Origin of the sequence: Erythrobacter sp. HI0063 (assembly GCF_001635685.1) — a bacterium.
GTDB lineage: Bacteria > Pseudomonadota > Alphaproteobacteria > Sphingomonadales > Sphingomonadaceae > Qipengyuania.
The window spans coordinates 1-4,670 of sequence record NZ_LWFF01000030.1 but is presented as its reverse complement, the minus strand read 5'-3'; the positions used below and the strand labels follow the sequence as shown (position 1 = coordinate 4,670).

Genomic DNA, 4,670 nt, shown 5'->3' with positions numbered 1-4,670 from the left:
GATCTGAGAAGACAACATCATACCCTGGGTGATTAATTGCTTCGAACTGTGCGGCAAAGATCGTATCGCCGTCAGAGTTTTCCAGTGCGACGAAGCGCATCTCGTGAAGAACACCTTTGGTATTGCTCACCACCCCACTCAGTTGCGCCTCATCCATTTCGGCGAGCCAACGGCCTAACTCTTCCTCTGTATCACCAGCGGCGGGATGCGCTCGACGAAGGGCAGCAAGCACTGCCTCATCTACCTCGTTCAAGGAAACTGTGCCCTGTAAGGATAGCTTGGAAGCGACCGCTAAAATCGCTGCGTCCACGAGCGGGACTTTGACTTCCCTTACCTTCATAGCGTTAAGGGTGGGTGGGCCTTTTGCAATTTCAGGTATCGCGGCCATTCGATCGCCTCTTCTCATAATTTTGCTGTAAAGCTCTCTACCCAGAATGCTCTCTACGCGCCTCGCATAAAACGGGAGCCGAGCCTACACCGCGTCGAGGTCGTGCCTTGGATGTGCGTGTGGCGAGGTCATCATTTTCTTGTCCCGCTCCGGCAATGCTTCCCACATTCGGTATCTTAGCTACGACACCGATTTCGTCGCTGCGTCTCATCCCGTCGGATATTGGCAAAATCCATCCGTTGTCTTGAAGTTGGTCAGTAGCGCGTGGGACCATCGTTCGCCAGTATTGCCTCTGCATTCTCAACGCTCGCGGGTTAGGATGTCTACCGGTCAAACAGGGTGAACCCGACCAGCCGAGTACCGTTTTTCCTAAGCGGCGCGGTCGAAATCTCTAGCTATTTGTTCGGCCATCTGGATGCGCAAGTTGGCGAGCGGCGGGGTCATGGGGCTTTCATCGCCGATCCGGCGCAGGAACCAGTCGGCGAGCTGGTATAAGGCCGACGGCATATCGATGCCGATACGGCCCTGCACCCGCAACCACGCCAACGTCACCATGGCGGTAAGCACGACGTCGCAGCTGACATGGCGCCGCATCTCGATCCAGTCTTGCGAGGTTTGCGGCAGGTCGACCTCGGTCTTACCGGTGAACAGGTCCCGCGGTAGCCCCATCCGTAATCCGATTTCGGATAGATGCGCCCAATCTCGCCCCTGCCCTTTGAGTTCAAGCGCGAGATCCATATGCGGTCGCATCTCCCCATGCCGGATGCGCTTATTGGCGCGCAGCTGATCCGGAAGGAGCAGGCCGTACTGCATCGCAGCCAGCGTCAGCAGCGGGAGTTCGGCTGCGAGCCCGCCATAGGTGACCACCCGATGGTCTGGACGGAACCGGATGTGATCGAGCAGGCCCTCGACGATGGCTTGCTCGTCGCCATGCTCGCGCTCGGTCCAGGCGGAGAGCCCTTCGATCGCCATCGTGCGGTCATCACCGATGACGATGTCCAGCGCGGCGGCGGCGAATATCCGCTTGCAGGCCTGGTTGTGGCGCTTGCGGCCTTGGCGCTCGAGCTTGGCAACGCCCTTGGGATCGATGGCGCGGTAATCCTCGTGGAGATACTCATCCCATGCGGATTCGGTATCGATGAACGTCAGTCTCAGCATTGTATTTTCCTTCTTCAGGTTGGCCCCGCCAACCCGCTCCCCTTCCAGTGATCAGAACCCGACGGGCCGCGCCCGTTCGATGGCGCGCCACGCTTCCCACGCCGTGCTCAGCGAGGTTCGCTCGTGCCGTGAAAAACGCGACCAGAGGAAGGCCAGCCACAGGCATTGCGCCTCGTCCGGTGCCTTTCGCGACCGGGAGAGGATATTCGAACCTGGCCCTGCCCGCTCGATCCGATACGCCGCAGCGATCTCCTCCATCGCGCGGTTCGCACATTCGAGCGGCAGGAGGTCGAGATCGCCGCGTTCCCGTTGCAGCAATTGCAGGTCGGCCAGTGGGAGCGGTCCGCCCGCGGCGAACGCATGGCGCAGATAGTGCTGCGAAGTGCGCGAGGCGCGCGCGATCACGGTCGCATCGGACGGTATGCGTTCGGCAAGACCGGCGAGGATGTCCGCGCGGGTGGCCGTCCTGTCGAAAGCGCGATGGTCGATCGCAAACCTCGCCGCTCCTTGCCGTCCGCGGGTGACGGTGAAGATCGCGGTCGAACGGATCGCCGAGCGGGTAGCGAATTCATTTCGGTCGCGGATGATGACGAGCGAACACAGGATCCGCGGATGCCGCCGTAAGGTATCGGCCATGGAAATGGTCCCCCCTTGTGTAGAACGAGAAAGGGCGGCGCTCCCGCTGGAAGCGCCGCCCTGTTTGGTCCGGTCGATGGAGGCGGTCAGGCTGCCGCGGTGTCGACCGGGACCGCGGTGCCGTCGGTCTGGAACGCGAAGGCGTCCGCTCTCCAAGCCCCCGTTCTGAGAACCGGGGCAAGCGCTTCCGCCGCAGCAGCAATACGAAGCTCCGCTCGTGCGAATGCGCCTGATCGCTTCGTTGCCTTGGCGACCGGCATTTCCGTCAAGACACCTCGCCCGTCGATGGCGAACTGACGGCTCTTATCCACGGTGACGAGGACGAGCGCATTTTCCGCGCCGATACAGACCGGTTCGACCCGCACCATGCCGATGGAATCCAGCATCCGGAAAACCAGGAAATACCATGCGGGCCTGGTGTCCGCGTCCGTATTGTAGACCGCGAACACTGCGTCCTGACGATCGTCGGCGGCCTTGCGGGCGATGCCTTCCATGACCGGCAGGCTAGCGGTCACCACGCCGCCGAAGGTCACCGCCGACGTGCCCGTCGCGGTCACCGGCAATCCGAGTTCGAGGCGGAGGGCGAGCGCGTTCGCCCGGTGGGCTTCGAGCCCACCAGCATGGGGTTTGTTCATCAATCTGTTCCTTATGTCAGTGTGACGGCGTCTTCGCCGGAGCCTTTTCCCTCAACTGGATGGCCCATCATCAGCGCCGCCAGTGCGCCACTTCCACTTTTCGTTTTACCGGTTCCCAGGTCCAATCGGACCGGTAGCGATCGATCCAGTCCACCGGGACCATCGTCGGATCGCGTCCGACCAGTTCGCGGTACCAGGCGATTTCGGCGTCGTGCTCCGCTTCGCGCACGAGCTTGTGATAGACGCCATGAAACGACAGGCGGTAGCCGCGCCGATACGCGTCCTTCTGCAGCCGATGCGGCAGATCGCTCGCTTCGAAACGCCAGCTCAATGCCTTCGCACCTTCGAGGGCGTGGGCCATGACCGTGCGCCCGTCCCCGCATACATGCGCTAGGAGATTGACTAGGCTGGCGACATCGTCGCCCGCGCGGTGCGAAACAGGATTGAACAGGCCCGCCTGCATCAGAAGATACCCTTGCGCGCGGCCATCGAACCCGATGGCGCGCCAGTCGACATCAGCCATGGCGCAGATCCACGGCATTGCGCCGACCTGCGGCACGAGCTCTTCGAGATGACGCCGATCGAAGGCGACGTTGAAGGCCAGGCAAGCATCCGCCTCGGCAAGATTATCGGCGATCTGCTGCGGGACGAACCGCTTGCCTTCGACCATTTCGGTTGTGATCCCGGTAATCCGACTGATATGTGGTTCGATCGGACGGCATGGCTGCTGCATGCCGCTCCTCAAGTTCTCGACCGCAATCACGCGACCCTGATCGTCGATGACGATCATGACGACGGCGATCTCGATCAACTCGTCATATTGCGGATCGAATCCCGTCGTTTCGAGATCGAGGACGGCCACCCTCATGTGCGGGGGCCCCGTCCCTTCCGGCGCTTTCCACTGGTTCAGTGGCGCGATGCGATGGATGATACGCTTGTCCTCGTTCGCCGCCAACATTGGCGGCGAATTTGTCCATTTTGTCATGATTGTTCTCCTCGTGCGTACACGGGGACGGTCGGAAGAAGTTCTTTTCCATCTCCGTCTCATCCCCGGGTGCCCGTCACCCGAAGAGTTTTTTGCTGAACCGGCCACCTGCTGCGGCTTTTCCGCCTGCGGTGGCATACCTCGGCCTCCTAATCCTGTGCTCTGGCAAAGCGCGACGGTCGTTATTATCTCATTCGATCTACAGGGAGGGGCGAAGCCCGAACAGAATGGATAACAAGACGAAAGGGGCTTGGCTTCTCGCCCAATCCAAGAGTTTGGACGGCTATTCCGGCGCCGGTGCCGCTCGCCTCGAGAACATCTCGTATTCGGGCAAGGTCGGTCGTCTTTACAACTTGCTCCGCCGTCAGTCGGATGAGCAGAGCACATTCACAATCTCGAGGCAGATTGTAGAAAACGCGTGTCAGTTGAACGGCATCGACAAGTCGGCACGACGTGATGGGCTGCAGATTCTGAGGGATGCGGGCCGCGTCGACGTTGCAGGCGACGGGTCCGTTGCGGTGCTGGGCGCCACGACACAGGCGGTGCTAGAGGCGACAGTCGAGATTTTTGACGATCAGCGTCCCAGCTCAGACGAGCAGGCAATCATCGACCTGTCCGAACGCGTGTCTGGTAAACCTATGAAGCGCGCCGAAGCCGAGGAGTACATCTCCGACACGCATAAGCTAGTGAAGGCCGACGCGACCACGCTTGTGGATCTGTCGAAGAAGACGGCGCTCATTGACGAGGAAGGCGAACGCAGCAACGGCATCTTGTTCAACTCGCACACCTTCCGCGACGGCAAGTACGCGGAAAAGGCCCACCGCGTGCTGGAACATCTAAAGGCGGACGAGCGCACCCTGCTCACCGA

At 60.9% G+C, this 4,670-nt stretch carries 6 protein-coding genes; 1 reads left to right on the top strand and 5 read right to left on the bottom strand.

The window, feature by feature from the left end; genetic code table 11:
- The 5 genes from A3736_RS01465 to A3736_RS01445 form a co-directional block, all read right to left on the bottom strand.
- A partial coding sequence (locus A3736_RS01465) for a hypothetical protein (RefSeq protein WP_197465454.1) occupies window positions 1-388 on the bottom strand: 388 nt, incomplete at its 3' end.
- Window positions 389-757: 369 nt separating this feature from the next.
- Window positions 758-1,546, bottom strand: a complete 789-nt coding sequence (locus tag A3736_RS01460; protein ID WP_067678332.1) for a hypothetical protein — start codon at window positions 1,544-1,546, stop codon at window positions 758-760.
- Window positions 1,547-1,597: 51 nt separating this feature from the next.
- Window positions 1,598-2,182 carry a hypothetical protein gene (locus tag A3736_RS01455; protein WP_067678330.1) on the bottom strand — a complete coding sequence of 195 codons (585 nt, stop codon included), beginning with the start codon at window positions 2,180-2,182 and terminating at the stop codon, window positions 1,598-1,600.
- 86 nt (window positions 2,183-2,268) lie between these two features.
- Window positions 2,269-2,817, bottom strand: coding sequence for a hypothetical protein (locus A3736_RS01450; protein ID WP_067678327.1), 549 nt, complete (start codon window positions 2,815-2,817; stop codon window positions 2,269-2,271).
- Window positions 2,818-2,887: 70 nt separating this feature from the next.
- Window positions 2,888-3,802: an exonuclease domain-containing protein gene (locus tag A3736_RS01445; protein WP_197465453.1), complete on the bottom strand. Its 915-nt coding sequence runs from the start codon at window positions 3,800-3,802 to the stop codon at window positions 2,888-2,890.
- A 227-nt stretch (window positions 3,803-4,029) separates the two neighbouring features.
- Here A3736_RS01445 and A3736_RS01440 point away from each other — a divergent pair.
- Window positions 4,030-4,670 (top strand): hypothetical protein (locus A3736_RS01440; RefSeq protein ID WP_197465452.1); only part of this gene is annotated, 641 nt, incomplete at its 3' end.

What these genes read in the sequence shown, in the direction of transcription:
- A3736_RS01460 (WP_067678332.1), bottom strand. Translation starts at nt 1,546, where the DNA reads ATGCTGAGACTGACGTTCATCGATACCGAATCCGCATGGGATGAGTAT.
- A3736_RS01455 (WP_067678330.1), bottom strand. Translation starts at nt 2,182, where the DNA reads ATGGCCGATACCTTACGGCGGCATCCGCGGATCCTGTGTTCGCTCGTC.
- A3736_RS01450 (WP_067678327.1), bottom strand. Translation starts at nt 2,817, where the DNA reads ATGAACAAACCCCATGCTGGTGGGCTCGAAGCCCACCGGGCGAACGCG.
- A3736_RS01445 (WP_197465453.1), bottom strand. Translation starts at nt 3,802, where the DNA reads ATGACAAAATGGACAAATTCGCCGCCAATGTTGGCGGCGAACGAGGAC.